The following is a 20,077-nucleotide window of genomic DNA, read 5'->3' as shown; positions in this document are numbered from 1 at the left end:
ACACCACCAAACGGACACGCCACAAACCGCGACGCCGTCAACCCACCACGACGCCAATACCCCACACCCAACCCGGCGCCGACGACATACAACTCACCCATCACACCGACCGGCACCGGATGCAACGACGCATCCAACACGAAAAAGCCGAGGTGGGCCAACGGCAGCCCAATAGGACTGACGTCACCCCGAACGTCACCATCGACGATTTCCCGAAATGACGCATGAACGGTTGTCTCGGTGATGCCGTACATATTGATCAGGCGGGGCGCTGCCCGATGGGCATCCAGCCACCCCCGAAGACGGTGCGGCTCAAGCGCTTCCCCACCAAACACCACTGCGTCCAACTTGAGCCGACCGCCCAGCTCGGGGAGCATCTCATCAGCCGACTGCAACGCACAGAATGCCGACGGAGTCTGACTCAGCAGCGTGACCTGCTCGGCAACCAACAGCTCAAGCAGGTCCACCGGCGTCCGTGTCACGGCTTCCGGCACCACCACCAATCGGCCGCCGAACAGCAACGCCCCCCAGATCTCCCACACCGAGTAGTCGAACGCCAGAGAATGACACTGCGTCCAGACCTGACCCCCCAACCTCAACTCGGCATCAAGGACGTGCAACAATCGCACCACATTGCGGTGAGCGATCGCCACACCCTTGGGGACACCCGTAGTCCCCGAGGTGTAGATGAAGTAGGCAATGTCATCCGATGCAGACATGGGTAACGGCAGCGGATCCATCGACTGCGCAGCGATACGCGTATCGTCCAATTCGACCACCGCCACATCGAAGTCGGCCAAACGGCCGGCCAGAGCACCGGTTGTCAGAGCCACGACAGGTGTCGCATCCCCAAGCACAAACTGAATCCGGGCGTCGGGATGCATCGGATCGATCGGCAGATACGCCGCACCTGATTTCAGGATCCCGAGGATGGCCACGATGGCGTCCGTTGACCGCGGCAACAACACCGCAACGCACCGGCCCGGCCCGGCTCCGAGGCCGATCAGATAGCGTGCCAGCCGGTTCGAGACCTTATCGAGTTCCGCATAGGACATCGACAGGCCATCACAGGTCACCGCTACCGTCTCCGGCGCACGGGCCGCCTGCGCTGCGAACAAATCCGGAATGGAGGCCGACCCACTCGTCGGCGCAGTCAGTACCGCCCGATTGCTCCACTCGAACAACGCATCGTGCTCATCCTCATCCAAGAAATCGATCGACGACAACCGTCGAGTCAGATCCGCAGTCACGACGACGCCTCCCCCTGAACAGTGATAACGACTACGGGGGCGAAGTGATGGCACGGCGCACGCATTACGGGCAGCCACTGTTCATCGGTCTGCATCGGACTCTCCCACCGCGAGATGTGCTGCAGGCCCCGCGCCTTCTTACCGGCCGGTGCACTGTTCCTGAGTCGGCCTGACAGGCAGGCTTTTCGGTCGGCTGCCCGACCAGTTCGGTTCGTTGTAGTCCAGACCGGCTAGATCGACACAGCCGCCGGCCAGCACCGCCCAACGGGCTGGTCTGTCGTCGAACGGGTCGATGCTCACCTGGTACTCCCCACCGTCGAGTCGACCAGTGAAATCGATCAAGAATCAGGTGCAACGCATCCGGCCCCACACCCCGCCGTCACGACATCTGTTTCCTGTGGCCCACTCCAGCTACTAAAACTACAGTTGCAGACAGCTAGCATATCCGCCTCTTTCCACTCCGGAGTAATAATCGCGGATCCGTGGGCGCAACCCGCCTCCAAGTCCGCTCACCCCGCGGGAAAGTGCACTGCACAACTCTTTGAGCAAAGTTGACACCGAGGTGACCGACGACTAGAGAGCCAACGGGAGGATCACCGGCCGGCTCGCTTCAACCAGCCCGAGACACCACCTGTCGACACGACCACCACCTACGGAAAATCTGTGAATCAGCATGACAGTGGTGTAGTTCGATGCAGCGAAGTGAACGTGAGCGACACTTGGTCGACAACCGTGCCGAACGCCCGTCCGGGGAACGATGAACTTGGAAACATCAATCGGATGACGATTCCAGCGACGAACCAGCGCACGCGGTCCTCCAGACCTGGCCGGCACCGTTGGCAGAGGTCGATTCAGCTGGGATTGTCCAGCAGATCAGGCGGTCCAGACCTCGCGTCAAAATTTGCGACTGCAATAAGTAGCAAACGTTTGAAGATGTGCGCGCTCCAGCAATCCCTCAGCAAGAACGATGACGGTCGCGCCGCAGGAGCCATCCGTGCCGACTACAGCTCGGTATCCTCCTCGGAGATATCCGACGTAGGTTGATCTGTGGGAATGGAATCGAATGTCTGCACGTGTCGAGCGGTTGGAGTTCCAGGCGGAGGCACGCCAGCTCCTTGAGTTGCTGGTCCACTCGGTGTACTCCAACAAGGACTCGTTCCTCCGGGAGCTGATCTCGAACGCTTCCGATGCCCTGGACAAGCTCCGCCTCGAAACGCTCCGGAACAAGGAACTCACCGCCGACACCTCCGACCTCCATATCGACATCGAGGTGGGACGGGATCCTCGGACACTGACGGTGCGCGACAACGGCATCGGCATGACGCACGAGGAAGTCGTCGAGCTGATCGGCACTCTCGCGAAGTCAGGCACCGCGCAGCTGCGGCAACAATTGCAGGAAGCCAGGAAGGCGGCCGATTCCGAGGAGCTGATCGGACAGTTCGGCGTCGGCTTCTACTCAACTTTCATGGTGGCGGACGAGGTCGAGCTGCTCACCTGCAAGGCCGGCGAGAGCGGGGCCACCCGGTGGGTGTCGAGCGGTGACGGCACCTACACCATCGAAGACGTCGATGACGCACCGCAGGGTACGTCGGTAACGCTGCACCTGAAGCCTGTCGATGTCGAGGACCAGCTTCACGACTACACGGCCGAATGGAAGATCCGAGAGCTCGTCAAGAAGTACTCCGACTTCATCGCCTGGCCCGTCCGGATGCAGGTCGAGCAACACACTCCCGCCGCCGAGGAAGGTGGCCCGGACACCGTCACCGTCGAGACCCAGACGCTCAACTCCATGAAGGCGTTGTGGGCCCGGCCGAAGGACGAGGTCTCCGACGAGGAGTACCACGAGTTCTACAAACACATCGCCCATGCCTGGGACGATCCCCTCGCCGTGATCTCGATGAAGGGAGAGGGCAGCTTCGAGTACCAGGCCTTGCTGTTCATCCCGTCCCACGCCCCGTTCGACATGTTCACCAGGGACGCCAAGACCGGTGTCCAGCTCTACATCAAGCGCGTCTTCGTCATGAGCGATTGCGAAGAACTCATGCCCCGTCACCTGCGCTTCGTCAAGGGCGTAGTGGATGCACAAGGCATGTCACTCAACGTCTCTCGTGAGATATTGCAGCAGGATCGCCAGGTCACCGCGATCCGTCGCCGGCTGACGAAGAAAGTCCTGTCGACCATTGCGGACCTACAGACCGGCAAGCCCGAGGACTACCGCATCTTCTGGACGCAGTTCGGCGCCGTGCTGAAAGAAGGCCTGCTGTCGGACGTGGACAACCAGGACACGCTGCTGCGGGTCTCCTCGTTCTCCTCCACGTTCTCCGACGCCGAGAAAAACGAGGGGCTCACGACGCTGGCCGAGTACGTCGGACGCATGAAGGACGGGCAGGAACAGATCTTCTACGCCACCGGCCCATCTGCCGAACAACTCTCGAAGTCACCGCACCTCGAGGCCTTCAAGGACAAAGGTTACGAGGTATTGCTGTTGACCGATCCTGTCGACGAGATCTGGGTCGGTTCGGTGCCGGAGTTCGACGGCAAGCCGTTGCAATCAGTTGCCAAGGGTGAGGTCGACCTCGACTCCGATGAGGACCGGGACGCCCACAAGGCAGAGCGAGAGGCTCAGGAGCGAGAATTCGCCGACCTGCTGGCCTGGCTGAAGGAGACGCTGAGCGAACGGGTCTCGGAAGTGCGATTGTCCAGCCGTTTGACCGAGTCTCCAGCGTGCCTCATCACCCCCACGTTCGGCATCACGCCGGCGCTGGCCCGAATGTATCGGGCCTCCGGGCAGGAGGTTCCGACCGGAAAGCGGATACTCGAACTCAACCCGAGCCATCCGCTGGTCATCGGCTTACGACAGGCGATCGGTAACGGCAGCGACGATGTCAGTTCGCATCGACTCGCTGAAACCGCCGAATTACTCTACGGCACTGCCCTTCTTGCTGAAGGCGGGTTGCCCGACGACCCGGCCAAGTTCGCCGGACTCCTCGCCGCCCGCTTGGCAAGCACCATGTAAAGGGCGCTATCGCAGTCGATTTCCAGGCATTGGGCCGCGTTTGCCGAATGAAACCGCGTTCGGACTCGTACCGTACAGAAATGAGCAACGTACTCGACCTGCTCGATCAGACCATGTACGACATCGGCCAAGCGACTCGCTCGAACACCCTGCTGCAGTGTGTCTGGGTGTATGACCATCCTATTGACATCGACGGCCTGCGGCGGTTCCACGGCCATCTTGAGCGGGGACGGTTATCTCGCTGTATAGCCCGATCGCCGTTGCCGTTCGGCCGCAGCCGCTGGGTGAAATCCGACAACCTATCGGGTCTGGAGATCGTCGAGTCGGCCCGTCCGCGTGAGGCATTCGATGACTGGCTCGACGAGCAGGTCAACTTTCCACTGGACTCCCAGCACGGACCCGCATGGCATCTCGCCACCGCGCCGTTCACCGACGGCGGCGCCGGAGTGAGCCTGGTCATCTCACACTGCCTCGCCGACGGCGTCGGGCTGTGGCAGGCGATGGCAGATGCCGCACTCGGCCGCGACGACCCGATCACCTGGCCGGACCCCACATCACGCGGGCGGTGGCAAGCCATCTGCCAAGACACCGGCCAAACCCTGAGAGACATCCCCGCCATCAGCCGTGCCATCGTCGGCGCGATTCAGATGCGGCAACAAGGTCGTAACGGTGCCGCGGCCCCCGAGCCACCCACTGCGTTGATATCTGCGCCGCCCCCCGAAACCGATGAATCCCATCTTCTCCCAACCGCAACGATCTTCGTCGATGCGGATGAGTGGGACGCCCGCGCCCGAGCACTCGGCGGAACGCGCAACACGCTACTCGTGGGACTCGCAGCCCACCTCGCCCACCACGCCGGCAGAGTGGCGACGGATGGCTCAGTGGTGGTGACGCTCCCGGTCAACGAGCGCACCGCCGACGACACCCGTGCCAACGCCCTCGGTGGCGTTCGCGCGAAGGTCGACCCCGCATCCGCCACGACAGACCTCCGTGAGATCCGGGCCGCGGTAAAACAAGAACTGATTCGGCACTCGGAGGAGCCCGAACCTCAGCAGGTGATGAACGCCCTTGTGCCCCTGATGTCCGAGCGGGTGCTCAGAGCCGCCCGCAGCGCGACCAGGGGCAACCCCTTCAATCTCGTCGGCGCATCCAACGTCGGAGAGATGGACGCAGCCGCCGGCCGGGCAGATGGCACGGATGCCGTTTCGTTCGCATTGAGGCTGCATCACCTCGGTGTGGCCACATCGACGTTGCACCGCTACGGCGGTGTACAGACCATGCTCTCGGGATCGATGAACGGACAGATCTTCATTTCGCTGATTTCATATCTGCCAGGACGTGCCAACTCGAACGATGAGTTGCGTCTTGATCTTTCGACCGCCCTGGAAAAGTTCTCGCTCAGCGGCACCTATCTTTGAACCACCCGAACGTCACCAAACGAGCGGCACCAGCCGATAGTGCACCTTCTGCATGTACTCCCCGTATCCCGCGAGTTGCTGCCCGAGCAGCTCCTCCTCATCGTGGATACGGAAGGTGTAGAGGGCCAATACGGGAATGAGAACGGCCAGGCCCCACCAAGATCCGAGGGCGAGAGGCATCCCGGCCACCATGACCAGGGCCCCCATGTACATGGGGTGTCGCACAAGCCCGTAGAGCCCGGTGGAGACCAGCTTCTGCTCCGACTCCACGGTGATGTTCGCTGACGCATAGCTGTTCTGGAGCATGGTGAACATCGTGATGCCAAGGCCGACGGCGAACATCGCGTTGCCGATCAGGGATACGGCGGTGGGCACTGGAGACCAGCCGAAGCGATGGTCCAGAGCACAGAACACCGGCAGCGCGATGGACAGATTCACGATGACGAGGACCACGACCTTTTGGACGGGTCGCGATTCGGACTTCTGACCGACCCGCATGCGCCGCTCGACGATCGCCTTGTCTTTCCTCAACAGGTAGACGGTGGAGGCGATTGCCAATACCGCATACACCGACAGAAAGACCCACGCCTGCCAGTAGTCGAGCGTCCCCGCTGGGATGAACAGTAGTGCGCCCAACACAGCCAGGCCGAGTACGGATTGAATCGCCACCCGAAGATCGGTGCTCATGCCATCCTCCTGAAATATGATCCAGCGTTCAAAAGAGTGTTCCGGTAAGGGAGAAGTCGTCCAACGCATTCGAAAGATCTTGCTGCAAGCGCTCATTCGAGTTGATACCGCCGGGGAGGTACGAATGGGCCGATACGAATACCCGTCCGTTCGCCCGCCCGGAGAGAAATGACTGGGTCCCGCCGAACCGGTGCAGCATCGCCTCCGTCAGCCCCAGGTACGGGAGAACTTTCACGGCGAAGTAGTCGGCGTCCGTACCATCTGCCCGGCTGGCGGCCGGGTTGACCACACCCAGGTTGGACGAACCGACCTGGTTGGATGAACCGGTGCGGGAGGTGGCCCCGAGGAACCGCTTCGGCAGCAGGGGAATGATGGCATTCACCGCGTGTTCCTCATCGGGCACCTGCCCGTGACGGATCAGCGCTTGTTTGACCGCAGCCCGGATCTCACGCAGGTCCGTGGTCGTCAGCGCGGGATCGACCGTCACGGCGACACTACTCCTCGCGTTGGCGCGGGTATCTCCGTCGGCACGCTGGTTGACCGGCATCATGACGATCACCGACCCGTCCGCGCCGACACGTCCTGCGCGATGGGCCAGCCGAGCCGCCAGCGCCACAAGAAGGGTGTTGCTGGTCCCGCCGAGTGCCTCTGCGCGAGAATCCCATTCGTCGGCATCAACGAGGATCGTTGCCATCGGAACCGGGATCGATTGGTCGGAAATGGCGTCTGGTGCAGGCGAGGCGGAAGTCGGCGAAGTGGCGGGGTTTGCACCTGCCGGCCCCTCCCGACTGCGCCGGGCCAGCCGAATCGCGGCGACAACGCCCCGCGCCATGGCGGGGATGTCGCGCACAGTTTGCCAAGCGTCCTGACTCAGAGCTCCCCAACGACCGCGCGATTCGGCAGCCGGCCAGCTGATCGGATCGTCACGGCCGAGTGCGGCATCAGCCAGTGCCTCACAGAGACCAACTCCGTCGATGAGGCAATGTGAGACGACCAGGCTCACCCCTGACCCTCCGTCGGTGAACGGAAGCACTGCGAGATGCCAGCCGGGTCCGTGCTCGCAATCGAGTGGAGTGTTGATCTGCTCGCCGAGCCAGTCATCGAATTCTTCACGCGGCCTGGGTGTCTCGACGATCTCGAGCGGGGAAGAATTGTCCGACGCTATCCAGCGGTGCCGGCCGAACGACAGCGGTGAACGCTCGATGCCTCGGGACAACCGTCCCCGCCGAAGGTGGTCGTGGAACTGGCGAAGACCTTCGATGTCGATCGGGCGGTCATAAATCCAGGCGCTCTGTAGAAGGCTGTTGACCCCTATCGCCAGCCCGAGGTCGAACGTACGCTGATCGAGCACATCGAGGACGTTGCTCATTTTTGGAACTGTATCCGCGTTGAATTCGCGCGTCTCGTGTTTGTAAGTGGTCCGCATTTACGATCACCGTCCCCCCGTCGGCCGCTCAACGCTTGTGCGCAAGAGCATCGTCACGAAACTATTCCGAATCACTTTCCAGGACAGCCTTGAGCTTTTCGATGTACTCACTCAGCGCTTCGGGGGTGAACATTTCGAAGTGGGTGCAGCCCACCGGGAGCACCGTGATCTTCCCGGAAACATAAGGGCGCCAACTGTGCAGCAGCGCTCCGGCGGCCCTGCGGTTACGCAGACCCGCCATCTTCGACATGAGTCCATTCCCGCCGGTGTCCTCACATCGAGGACGGGCAGCCGAAAACATCACGACATCACCGTCGAAAACTTCAGGCCGATGATCGAGAAGGAACAACTGCCCCGCACTCACGCTGCGCGCCATGAACTTCACCAATTGCCGCGACGGAGGACTGGCCCCGTGCCGGGCAATGATGTCGGCCACCCGCGAATAGGACAGTAACCCGAAATGCACGGGCACCCGGACCTTGTTGGTCCTCAGGATGTAATCGAGAACCCATCCCTCGGCCACCGCCTGATTCTTCGCAATCCTCCTGGTGATGCGTTTCCAGAACCTGTTCGGGTTCAGCAAGCCATCGAGCAGCACCAGACGCTGAACCTCACACCCACGCCGCTGAAGCTCAACGGCCAACGCATGAGCCACGACTCCACCAAACGACCACCCCAGAATCCGGTACGGCCCAACCGGATACAGCTTCTGAAGCCGATCGGCGTAGCTTTCCGCCATGGCGTGGATCGACTGTGCCTCGGATTCGCCATCGGCTGGCGCCCGGTTGATCCCGACGATCGGGCCCTCCACGTACTGGCCCAACGCCCGGTACGACCAACTCAACCCGAATCCGTCATGCACGCAACACAACGGAACGCCGTTGCCCGGCTTGAGCACCTCGACCGGGACCACTTCCCGCGAACTCTCGGCGCGACCCACTTGCTGGGCCAAACCACGCACCGTCGGCGCATCGAACATGACTCGCACCGCCAACTCGGCGTCGAGGCTGGCGTTGGCGGCGGCGATCACCCGCATCGCCGACAGCGAGTCCCCTCCGAGGTTGAAAAACGAATCGTCGACCCCGACTCGCTCCAGACCGAGGACTTCGGCGTAGATGCCGGCCAGGATCTCCTCGGTGAGCGTTTCCGGGGCACGGTACTGCCGAGTATCGGCATACTCCGGCATCGGGAGTGCGCGCCGATCCAACTTCCCGTTGACCGTCAACGGCAAACTGTCAACCGCCATCACCGCCGCGGGCACCATATAGGCCGGTAACCGTGTCGCCATGGCAGTCCGGATTTCGGCCGGGTCTGCCTTACCGGTGATGTATCCGAACAGCCGCTTGTCGCCGGGGCGATCTTCGCGAGCGATGACGGCCGCCTGATCCACCCCCTCCAGGCCGGCCAGCACCGCTCGCACTTCACCCAACTCGATGCGATACCCGCGGATCTTTACCTGCTCATCAGCCCGGCCCAGATACTGCAACTGACCGTCGGCACCCCAACGCACCAGATCCCCGGTGCGATACATCCGCTGCCCCGCTGCGAACGGACACGCGACAAATCGCGACCCCGTCAACCCACCCCGACGCTGGTACCCGGCTGCGAGGCCGGACCCGGCCACATACAACTCCCCGACCACACCGGCGGGCACCGGACGCAACCACCGGTCCAATACAAAGAACGCCGCACCCGGCACCGGCCTTCCGATCGGCACCACACCCGCCCCTGCCACCAACGGGGCACTGAACGACGTGTACCACGTCTCCGTCGGGCCGTAACCGTTGATCATCAACCGGCCCAGTGCCCACCGATCCACCAACTCGACCGGGCACGCCTCACCGGCCACCACCAACGCCGCAGACTCCAAACTCTCCGACGACAGCGCCGCGGCAGCCGACGGCGTCTGGTTCAGCACCGTCACTTGCTCTGCAACCAGCAAGTCGTGCAACTCATCCGGTGAACCCACCAGCGCATCTGGCACCACCACCAATCGGCCACCGCTCAGCAGCGCACCGAAGATCTCCCACACAGACACGTCAAACGCATACGAGTGCCACTGCGACCACACCCCCGCGGTCGGCAACCCCACCTGCAACGACGTCAGCAACCCGGTGACGTTGCTGTGCGGGACGGCCACTCCCTTCGGCACCCCCGTCGTGCCCGACGTGTAGATCACGTACGCCACATCATCGGCAGCCGGCTTTGACAATGTGCTGCTCGGTTGCATGACAATCCGCCGGTCCGCCACGTCGACAACGGCCACACCCAGCTGGTCCAGCCGCTCCGCCAACGCACCCGCAGTGACCGCGGCCACCGGTCGAGCATCACCGACCACCACGGCGATCCGTGCATCTGGGTACGCGGGATCCAACGGCAGATACGCCGCCCCAGTCTTCAACACCGCCAGAATCGCCACAATCGCGTCAACCGAACGATTCAGCACCAACGCCACACACTCACCGGGCCCGGCACCATGGTCGGCAAGGAGGTGCGCCAACCGATTCGAGGCCTCGTCGAGTTCTCGATACGACATGGATCTGCCGTCGAAGGTCACCGCCGCGGCATCCGGCACCCGAGCCACCTGCTGGGCGAACACCTCCGGAATCGAGCCCGCCGCCCTCGCCGGTGCGGTCAACGCGGCTCGATTCCCGAACGCATCGAGGCGAGCATGCTCGTCGGTGTCCAACACATCGATCGACGACAAGCGCTGCGCCGGATCGGCCGCCATCGCCGCCAGAATCCGCTCCAACCGCCCGACAAACACCTCGATTGTGCCGGAGTCGAACACATCAGTGCGGAACTCCACCGAACCGCCGATCCCCGCCCGAGCGTCCTCCGCGTCGTACCTTTCGCCAAGCGCAAAGACCAGATCCATACGTGCGGTATGGGTTTCAGCCATCTGTGCGGCAGCGTGCACATCACCCGTGCCCGCCTCGGCATCGGTTGCATTCGCTGGGTTCTGCCAGGCCAGCATCACCTGGATCAACGGGTGATGGCTCAGGCTACGGCTCGGGTTGAGCCGGTCCACCAACACCTCGAACGGCACGTCCTGATGCTCATACGCTGCCAGGCTGCGTTGGCGCACCTGTCCCAACAGCTCGCCTACGGTGGGGTCATCGCCCAGGTCGACTCGCAGCACCAAGGTGTTCACGAAGAACCCGACCAGATCATTCAGCGCCGGATCATTACGCCCTGCAATCGGGAAGCCCACCGCCACATCGGAACTGGCACTCAAACTCGACAACAACACCGCCAACGCAGCCTGCACCACCATGAAGCTGGTCGCATTGTGCTCCCGCGCAACCTCCGCCACCCGCCGCTGCAACTCCGCCGGCCACTCCACTTCGACGACAGCTCCGTGGTGATCGGCGACCGCCGGGTACGGGCGATCCGTCGGCAACTCGAGGCGATCGGGTAGCCCCGCCAACGCTTCCTGCCAGTAGGCCAGTTGCCCGGCGATGCGGCTCTCGGGGTCGGTCAGCTCGCCGAGCTGCTCCCGCTGCCACAGTGTGTAATCCACGTACTGCACTGGCAGCGGAGACCACTGCGGCGCCTCCCTGCCGCAGCGAGAGGCGTAGGCGACGGCCACATCACGGGCCAGCGGTGAGAACGACCAGGCGTCCCCAGCGATGTGGTGCACCACCGCGACCAGCACATGCTCGTCTTCAGAGACGCGGAAAAGCCTGGCCCAGATCGGGATCTCGTGGTTCAGATCGAAGGGGTGCTGTACAGCTGCATCGATGGCACTTGCCAACTGCTCGGCGGGCCAATCCGCGGCGTCAACCTCCTGCCACCCGAATTCAGCCTGGTCGGCAGGAAGGACCAGCTGCCGGGGGACACCGTCGACCTCGGGGAATACCGTACGCAGGCTCTCATGCCGCGCTGCCACATCAGCCAGGGCCAGGCGGAGCGCATCGACGTCCAATCCGGTGACCCGGTACATCATCGGCATGTTGTAAATCGGGGAAGGGCCGTGCAATTGGTCCAGGAACCAGAGCCGCTGCTGGGCATACGACAGCGGCACCACTTCAGGCCGGGGCATGGGGGCCAATGGGGCCCGTCCGCCCGAACCCATGGCGATATGGGGTTCGAGCTGCGCCACGGCCGGCGCGTCGAATACCGCACGGACGGCCAGATCGGTGTCGAATGCGGTGTTGACAGCATTGATCAGTCTGATGGCTGACAGAGAGTCACCACCGAGATCGAAGAACGAGTCGTCGACTCCGACTTGATCCAATCCCAATACTTGAGCGAAGATGCCGACCAGGATCTCCTCGGTCGGAGTGGTCGGGGCACGATAGCTGTCGGCGTCGATGTACTCGGGCGCCGGTAGCGCGCGCCTGTCCAATTTGCCGTTGACGGTCAACGGTATTGCGTCGACCACCACCACGGCGGCAGGCACCATGTAAGTCGGAAGATGCTCAGCCAGGTGGGCTCGGGCCTTGCCGGAATCGACCAGACCGGGCGCGGTCTCGGTCACGTAGCCGACGAGTCGCTTCTCGCCCGGGTGGTCCTCGCGGGTGACGACGACAGCCTGTTCAACGCCGTCCAGATCAGCCAGGGCAACCTGGATTTCGCCGAGTTCGATCCGGTAGCCGCGGATTTTGACCTGCTCATCGGCACGGCCGAAGTACTGCATCTGCCCGTCACTGCCCCAGCGCACCAGATCGCCGGTCCGGTACATCCGCGTCCCCGCGCCACCGAACGAGCAAGCGACGAAACGAGACGCGGTCAACCCGGCCCGACCGACGTATCCCACTCCGACGCCACGGCCGGCCACATACAACTCCCCCACCACACCCGGTGGCACTTCCCGCAGCCGGCGATCAAGGACGAACAGCGCGGCCCCGGGTGCCGGCGAACCGATAGGAACGATGTTCGCCGCCACCGCCTCGGCTTTCAACGGCGCACTGATCGCGGCATACACCGTGGCCTCTGTCGGCCCATAAGCGTTGATCAGCACCCGTCCCGGCGCCCAACGTTGCACCAGCTCCGTCGGGCATGCCTCCCCGGCCACCACCAACGTGGTGGACTCCAGTCCGTCCGGTGAGAGCATCCCCGCCGCCGACGGTGTCTGACTCAAGACACTGACCTTCTGGCTCACCAACAAGTCATGCAACTCGTGCGGCGAACGGGCCACCTCTTCCGGCACCACCACCAGCCGGCCGCCGTGCAGCAGGGCGCAGAAGATGTCCCACACGGAAACGTCGAACACCAGCGAATGCCATTGCGACCACACGGTTCCCGGGCCCACCAGAGCTGGGTCCACGGCGCCGAGGAACTGTGTCACATTCTGGTGAGTGATCGCCACGCCCTTCGGAACGCCGGTGGTTCCCGAGGTGTAGATCAGGTAGGCGAGGTCATCGGCGGCCGCTCCCGGCAACGCGGTACTGGGGTGGGTCTCGATTCGCGTGTCCGCGATGTCAATGACGGTCAGGTCGCATCCGTCCAGCCGCGTCCGCAAGTCGGACGTGGTGACCGCCGCGACCGGCCCGGCGTCTGCCAGCATGAACTCGACCCGCGCGTCCGGCACCATCGGGTCGATGGGCAGGTAGGCTGCGCCCGACTTGAGGACGGCCAGGATCGCGACGATCGCCTCGGCGGAATGGTTGAGCAGCAGCGCCACGCATTCGCCCGATCCCGCGCCCTGGCTGACAAGTAGGTGTGCCAGGCGGTTCGACGCCTCGTCGAGCTCGCGGTACGTCCACGAACTCTCACCGCACGTGACCGCCACTGCGGCCGGGTCCCGCGCCACCTGTTCGGCGAACACCGCCGGAATCGACATGGTGTCCACCGGCTCGGTCAGCACCGCCCGGTTGCCCCATCCGTCGAGGCGGACGTGGTCACCTGCCTCGAGTAGGTCCACAGACGACAACGTCGCCGATGGATCGGCGGTCAGAGCTTCGACCGCGCGGGTCAGGCGCTCGACAAAGCGCTGAATGGTGGCGGTATCGAACACATCGGTGCGGAACTCCACGGCCCCGGTGATGCCGGCGGCCTCACCGGCGCTCCAGCGTTCTGCCAACGAGATCATCAGATCCATGCGGGCGGTCTGAGTGTCCGCTTCCAGCGGAGTGGCTTGCAGGCCGCCCAAACTCGTCGACGCCGTGTGGTCGTCGTCCTGTGCGGTCAGGTTCTGCCACGCCATCATCACCTGAACCAGCGGGTGGTGGGTCAAACTGCGAGCCGGGTTGAGCCGGTCGACAACCATCTCGAACGGCACATCCTGGTGCTCGTAGGCAGCCAGGCTGCGTCTGCGCACCTGGGCCAGCAGGTCGGCAACGGATGGATCACCGTCGAGCTCGACCCGTAGCACCAGTGTGTTGATGAAGACCCCGACCAACTCGTCCAATGCCGGATCGCTACGCCCTGCGATCGGGAATCCCACTGCAACATCCGAATTCCCGCTGAGAGTTGACAACAACACGGCCAGGGCGGCCTGTACCACCATGAAGCTGGTCGCATTGTGCTCACTCGCCGCCCGCGCGATCTGCTGCTGCAACTCGGCCGGCCACTCCATCGTGAGACTGGCCCCGTGGTAGTCGGCCACCGGCGGATACGGCCGGTCGGTGGGTAGTTCCAGACGCTCGGGCAGCCCGGTCAGCGCCTGCTCCCAATATGCCAACTGACCAGAGATCCGGCTGTCGGGATCGGTCGGATCACCCAGATACGACCGCTGCCACAGGGTGTAATCCGCATATTGGACCGGCAGCGGCGCCCAGTCGGGGGCCAGTCCCGCACACCGGCTCGCATAGGCCATCCCGATGTCACGCACCAGGGGCCCGATCGACCACCCATCCCCGGCAATGTGATGGACCACCGCAACCAGCACATGTTCGCCCTCGCCCATTCGGAAAAGGGTTGCTCTCAACGGGATCTCAGCTGACAGATCGAAGTTGTATGCGACCGTAGCGCGAATCGCGTCGTGGAGCCGGTCCACGGACCAACCCTCCGCGTCGACGACCTGCCATCCCGGATCGGCCTGTCCCGCCGGCAGCACGACCTGTCGAGGCACACCGTCGACCGCCGGGAACACTGTGCGCAGAGACTCATGGCGCTCCACCACGTCGGCCAGTGCCCGGCCGAGGGCATCGACATCCAGTTCGCCGGTGATCCGATACGCGGTCGGCATGTTGTAGATCGGTGACGGTCCCTCGAGCTGGTCGAGGAACCACAGTCGCTGCTGCGCATATGACAGCGGGAGGGCATCGGGGCGTTGTTGGGCCACGAGCGGTTCACGCCGCCCCGTACTCTCACCCGCACGTGTCGCAAGCTGCGCCACCGTAGGCGCCTCGAACACTGCCCGCACTGCGAGATCGGTATCCAGACTGGCGTTGGCCGCATTGATCAACCGCATCGCCGAGAGCGAGTCGCCGCCCAGGTCGAAGAAGGAGTCGTCCGCCCCGACCCGTTTCAAGCCGAGCACCTGCGCATAGATGCCGGCCAGCAGTTCCTCGACAGGAGTTGCCGGAGCGCGGTACTCCTGACCGTTGCCGTAGTCGGGGGCCGGCAGAGCGCGCTTGTCGAGTTTGCCGTTCACCGTCAACGGCAAGGCATCGAGCAGCACCACCGCCGCAGGCACCATGTAGCCGGGCAACCGCTCCGACAGGGCCGCACGAACCGCGACCGGGTCCGCGCTGCCGGTGATGTAACCGACCAGGCGCTTGTCACCGGGGCGGTCTTCTCGCGCTATGACCTCGGCTTGTCTCACCCCCTCCAGATCTTCCAGGGCTGATTGGATTTCGCCCAGTTCGATCCGGTACCCGCGAATCTTCACCTGCTCATCGGCACGCCCCAGATAGCGCAACTGGCCGTCAGGACCCCACGAGGCGAGATCGCCGGTCCGATACATCCGCGTCCCTGCCCCGCCGAACGGGCACGCCATGAACCTCGTCGCACTCAGTCCACCACGACGCCAGTAGCCGAATCCCAACCCGGCGCCGACCACGTACAACTCACCCACTACGCCCACCGGCACCGGTTGCAGCGACGAATCCAGCACGAAGAACCCGAGGTGGGCCAACGGCACACCGATCGGGCTCGTGCTGCCCTCAACGTCACTGGCCACGATCTCCCGGAACGAGGCGTGCACCGTCGTCTCGGTGATGCCGTACATGTTGATCAGCCGAGTGGAACCTGAATGTCCCTCGAACCACGGCCGAAGGCGCTGCGGTTCAAGCGCTTCCCCACCGAAGATCACCGTCTCCAACTTCAACTGACGGCCCAGCTCGGGCTGCAACGCGTCCACCGACTGCAGGGCATAGAACGCCGACGGCGTCTGACTCAACACCGTCACCTGCTCGGCAACCAGCAAGCTCAGCAAGTCCTCCGGAGATCGAGTCACCGACTCTGACACCACGACCAGCCGTCCGCCGAACAGCAGCGCGCCCCAGATCTCCCACACCGAATAGTCGAAAGCCAACGAATGGCACTGCGTCCATACCTGACCCGCCAGACCCAACTCGGCATCCAAGGTCCCCAACAAGCGAGCCACGTTCCGGTGGCTGATCGCCACGCCCTTGGGAACACCGGTCGTCCCTGAGGTGTAGATCAGATACGCCACATCATCTGAAACCGGTCCCCGCAGTGCGGTACTGGGTTGCGCATCGATCGCGGCGTCGGCAACGTCGACGACGGCCAATTCGATCCCCTCCAGCCGCGTCCGCAGTCCGGCGGTGGTCACCGCGACAATCGGAGCCGCATCGCCGAGCATGAACTGGATTCGCGTATCGGGATGCATCGGATCGACCGGCACGTATGCCGCCCCGGACTTCAACGCTCCCAGAATCGCGACGATCGCCTCAACCGACCGCGGCACCAACACGGCCACGCTTTCGCCCGGGCCGGCCCCGAGACCAACCAGCCTGTGGGCCAGACGGTTCGACGCCTCATCGAGCTCCCGATAAGTCATCGAACGGCCATCGAAACTCACCGCCACCGACTCAGGCGCACGAGCCACCTGAGCGGCGAACAACCCCGGAATCGACATCACCGGGACCGGGGACTCAGCCAACACGGCCAGGTTGCCGACATCGTCGAGACGGGAATGCTCGACGGCATCCAGCACATCGACCGACGACAGCCGCCGGGTCGGATCATCGACCAGCGCCTCGGCGACGCGTACCAGTCGCTCGATCATGGTCTCGATGCCGGCCGCGTCGAACACGTCGGTCCGGAACTCCACCGTGCCGCCGATCCCTGCGGGATTGCCGGCGTCGTCCCACCGTTCAGCCAATGAGAACGTGAGGTCCATCCGGGCCACGTGGGTGTCCACCGGCAGCGGACTGACCTGTGCCTCACCCAGAGTCGATTCGGTCGATGTGTCGGCGGTGAAGTTCTGCCAGGCCAGCGCCACCTGGACCAGCGGGTGGTGGGCCAGCGACCGGGTCGGCTTGAGCCGATCCACGAGCACCTCGAACGGCACATCCTGGTGCTCGAGCGTGGCCAGACTGCGCCGGCGCACCTGGGCCAGCAACTCGGCAGCAGTGGGGTCGCCGGCCAGATCCACTCGCAGCACCAGTGTGTTGACGAAGAATCCCACCAACTGATCCAGCGCCGCATCGCCACGGCCCGCGATCGGAACCCCCACGGCCACATCAGAGCTCGCACTGAGCTTCGACAGCAACGTCGTCAGCACGGCCTGGACCACCATGTACGTCGTGGCGTTGTGTTCGCGCGCAACTTCACGTATGCGCGTGTGCAATTCGGCCGGTAATGAAACCGGCATGCTGGCACCACGGTGATCAGCCACCGGCGGGTAGGGGCGGTCGGTGGGAAGTTCGAGGCGTTCGGGCAGCCCGGCCAAAGCGCGTTCCCAATACGCCACCTGGGCTGCAATGCGGCTGTCGGTATCGCCCAGGTCGCCCAGATATGCCCGCTGCCACAGGCTGTAGTCCACATACTGCACCGGCAACGGCTGCCAGCCCGGCGCTCGTCCCGCAGACCGTTCGGCATACGCCGATTGCAGATCGGCGATCAGCGGGGCTACCGACCAACCGTCGGCAGCGATGTGGTGCACCACGGCCACCAGGACATGCTCATCCTCGCTCAACCGTAAAAGCGCTGCACGCAGCGGTATCTCGAGGCCCAGATCGAAGGCATGGCCGGCCATCTCTCCGATGGCTTCACGCAGTTCGGTCATCGACCATCCGCCGGCATCGATCACTCGCCAACCGCAATCGGCGTCCTCGGCAGGTATCACGACCTGCTCCGGGACGCCCTCGGTCGACCGGAAGACCGTACGCAGAGATTCGTGGCGGCTCACCACATCGGCCAACGCCGCACCGAGCGCGTCGGTATCCAGCTGCCCGGTGATCTGTAATGCCACCGCCATGTTGTAGATCGGTGATGGACCCTCCAACTGGTCGAGGAACCACAGCCGCTGCTGGGCATACGACAGCGGAATGACCGCGGGGCGTTGTTGGGCCACCAACGCCTCACGGCCACCCGCACTCTCACCCACACGCGCGGCAAGCTCGCCCACCGTAGGGGTCTCGAAGACCGCCCGCACCGCCAGATCAGCATCCAAACTGGCGTTGATCGCATTGATCAACCGAGCCGCGGACAGCGAATCCCCACCGAGATCAAAAAACGAGTCATCGACCCCGACCCGTTCCAGACCCAACACCTGCCCGAAAATCCCGACCAGGATCTCCTCGTTCGGCGTGCTCGCAGCTCGGTACCGATCAACGTCCAGATATTCCGGCGCCGGCAGCACTCGGCGGTCGAGCTTGCCGTTCACCGTCAAAGGCAAGGTGTCCAGTACCACCACCGCGGTCGGGACCATGTAGCCGGGTAACCGCTCCGACAGGGCCGCACGAACCGCGACCGGGTCCGCGCTGCCGGTGATGTAGCCGACCAGGCGCTTATCGCCGGGGCGATCTTCCCGGGCGATCACCGCCGCCTGGCCTACCCCATCGACCTCCGCCAAAGCGGTCTGAATCTCCCCCAACTCGATCCGATACCCACGAATCTTGACCTGCTCATCAGCACGCCCGCCATACCGCAACTGACCATCGGCACCCCACGACGCCAAATCGCCGGTCCGATACATCCGCGCCCCGGTCCCCCCGAATGGGCACGCCACAAACCTCGTCGCGCTCAGTCCGCCACGACGCCAATACCCGCACCCCAAACCCGCACCGACGACATACAACTCACCCACCACACCCACCGGCACCGGTTGCAGCGACGAATCCAGCACGAAGAACCCGAGGTGGGCCAACGGCACGCCGATCGGACTGACGCTGCCCTCGGCATCGGCAACCACGATCTCCCGAAACGACGCGTGCACCGTCGTCTCGGTGATGCCGTACATGTTGATCAACCGCGGCGAACCCGGATGACCCTCCAGCCAACCCCGAAGCCGCTGTGGCTCAAGTGCTTCCCCACCGAAGACCACCGTCTCCAACTTCAACTGACCGCCCGGCGCAGGCTGCAACGCGTCCACAGCCTGCAACGCATAGAACGCCGACGGCGTCTGGCTGAACATGGTGACCTGCTCGGCGACCAGCAGGGCATACAGGTCTTCTGGTGCCTGCGTCACGGACTCCGGCACCACGACCAGCCGTCCACCGAACAGCAGCGCGCCCCAGATCTCCCACACCGAATAGTCGAAGGCCAACGAATGGCATTGCGTCCACACCTGACCGGCCAGACCCAACTCGGCATCCAAGGTCCCCAACAACCGAGTCACATTCCGATGGCTGATCGCCACACCCTTCGGACGACCCGTCGTTCCCGAGGTGTAGATCAGATACGCGACGCCATCAGCCGTCGGCTCGGGCAATTCCGGTATCTGGCCGTCGCGCCGACCTACGTCGTCGAAATCGAGGACTTCCAGATTGCACTCTGCGAATCGGCCCATCAGCTCCGTGGTCGTGATGGCCACGGCGGGCTCGGCATCGGTGAGCATGAACTGAATGCGCGCGTCGGGATGCATCGGGTCGATCGGCAGATAGGTTGCCCCCGACTTCAACACCGCGACAATGGAAACGATCGCCTCGATGGAGCGGGGGAAGAGCAACGCCACCCGCTTACCCGGACCCACCCCAAGAGTGACCAACCTCTGTGCCAGCCGGTTCGACGCCTCGTCAAGTTCCGCATAGGTCAGGGAGCGGCCGTTGAAGACCACCGCGACCGCCTCAGGTGCCCGGGCCACCTGCACGGCGAACAACCGAGGAATCGATACCGATGGCGCTACGGGCTCGTTCAGTACCGCGCGATTACCCCACGCGTACAGCTGAACGTGCTCGTCCTCATCGAGAAAATCCATCGA

General features: G+C 63.8%; 5 protein-coding genes and 1 pseudogene. 2 read left to right on the top strand and 4 right to left on the bottom strand.

All coding sequences use genetic code 11. The features are described from left to right. Window positions 1–1,250 (bottom strand): annotated as a pseudogene (locus AC4LGL_RS04085) (amino acid adenylation domain-containing protein); the annotation flags it as partial. A 1,063-nt stretch (window positions 1,251–2,313) separates the two neighbouring features. Here AC4LGL_RS04085 and htpG point away from each other — a divergent pair. Then, window positions 2,314–4,266, top strand: coding sequence for a molecular chaperone HtpG (gene htpG, locus AC4LGL_RS04080; RefSeq protein ID WP_491837740.1), 1,953 nt, complete (start codon window positions 2,314–2,316; stop codon window positions 4,264–4,266). A gap of 80 nt (window positions 4,267–4,346) precedes the next feature. Next, window positions 4,347–5,684 carry a WS/DGAT/MGAT family O-acyltransferase gene (locus AC4LGL_RS04075; RefSeq protein WP_491837739.1) on the top strand — a complete coding sequence of 446 codons (1,338 nt, stop codon included), beginning with the start codon at window positions 4,347–4,349 and terminating at the stop codon, window positions 5,682–5,684. Window positions 5,685–5,696: 12 nt separating this feature from the next. Here AC4LGL_RS04075 and AC4LGL_RS04070 read toward each other — a convergent pair whose 3' ends face one another. From AC4LGL_RS04070 to AC4LGL_RS04060, 3 genes are all read right to left on the bottom strand, one after another. After that, the gene (locus AC4LGL_RS04070) at window positions 5,697–6,371 is read right to left on the bottom strand and encodes a methyltransferase family protein (RefSeq protein ID WP_491837738.1); all 675 of its coding nucleotides are present in this window, start codon (window positions 6,369–6,371) and stop codon (window positions 5,697–5,699) included. Between the two features lie 28 nt (window positions 6,372–6,399). Beyond that, window positions 6,400–7,797: a wax ester/triacylglycerol synthase domain-containing protein gene (locus AC4LGL_RS04065; RefSeq protein ID WP_491837737.1), complete on the bottom strand. Its 1,398-nt coding sequence runs from the start codon at window positions 7,795–7,797 to the stop codon at window positions 6,400–6,402. A 61-nt stretch (window positions 7,798–7,858) separates the two neighbouring features. Further along, entirely contained in the window at window positions 7,859–20,074 is a 12,216-nt protein-coding gene (locus AC4LGL_RS04060; protein ID WP_491837750.1) for a non-ribosomal peptide synthetase, read from the bottom strand. Between the last annotated feature and the right edge of the window lie 3 nt (window positions 20,075–20,077).

Source organism: Mycolicibacterium arcueilense (genome assembly GCF_058536225.1).
The sequence above is the reverse complement of the archived record's forward strand: the minus strand, read 5'-3'. Positions and strand labels throughout refer to the sequence as shown.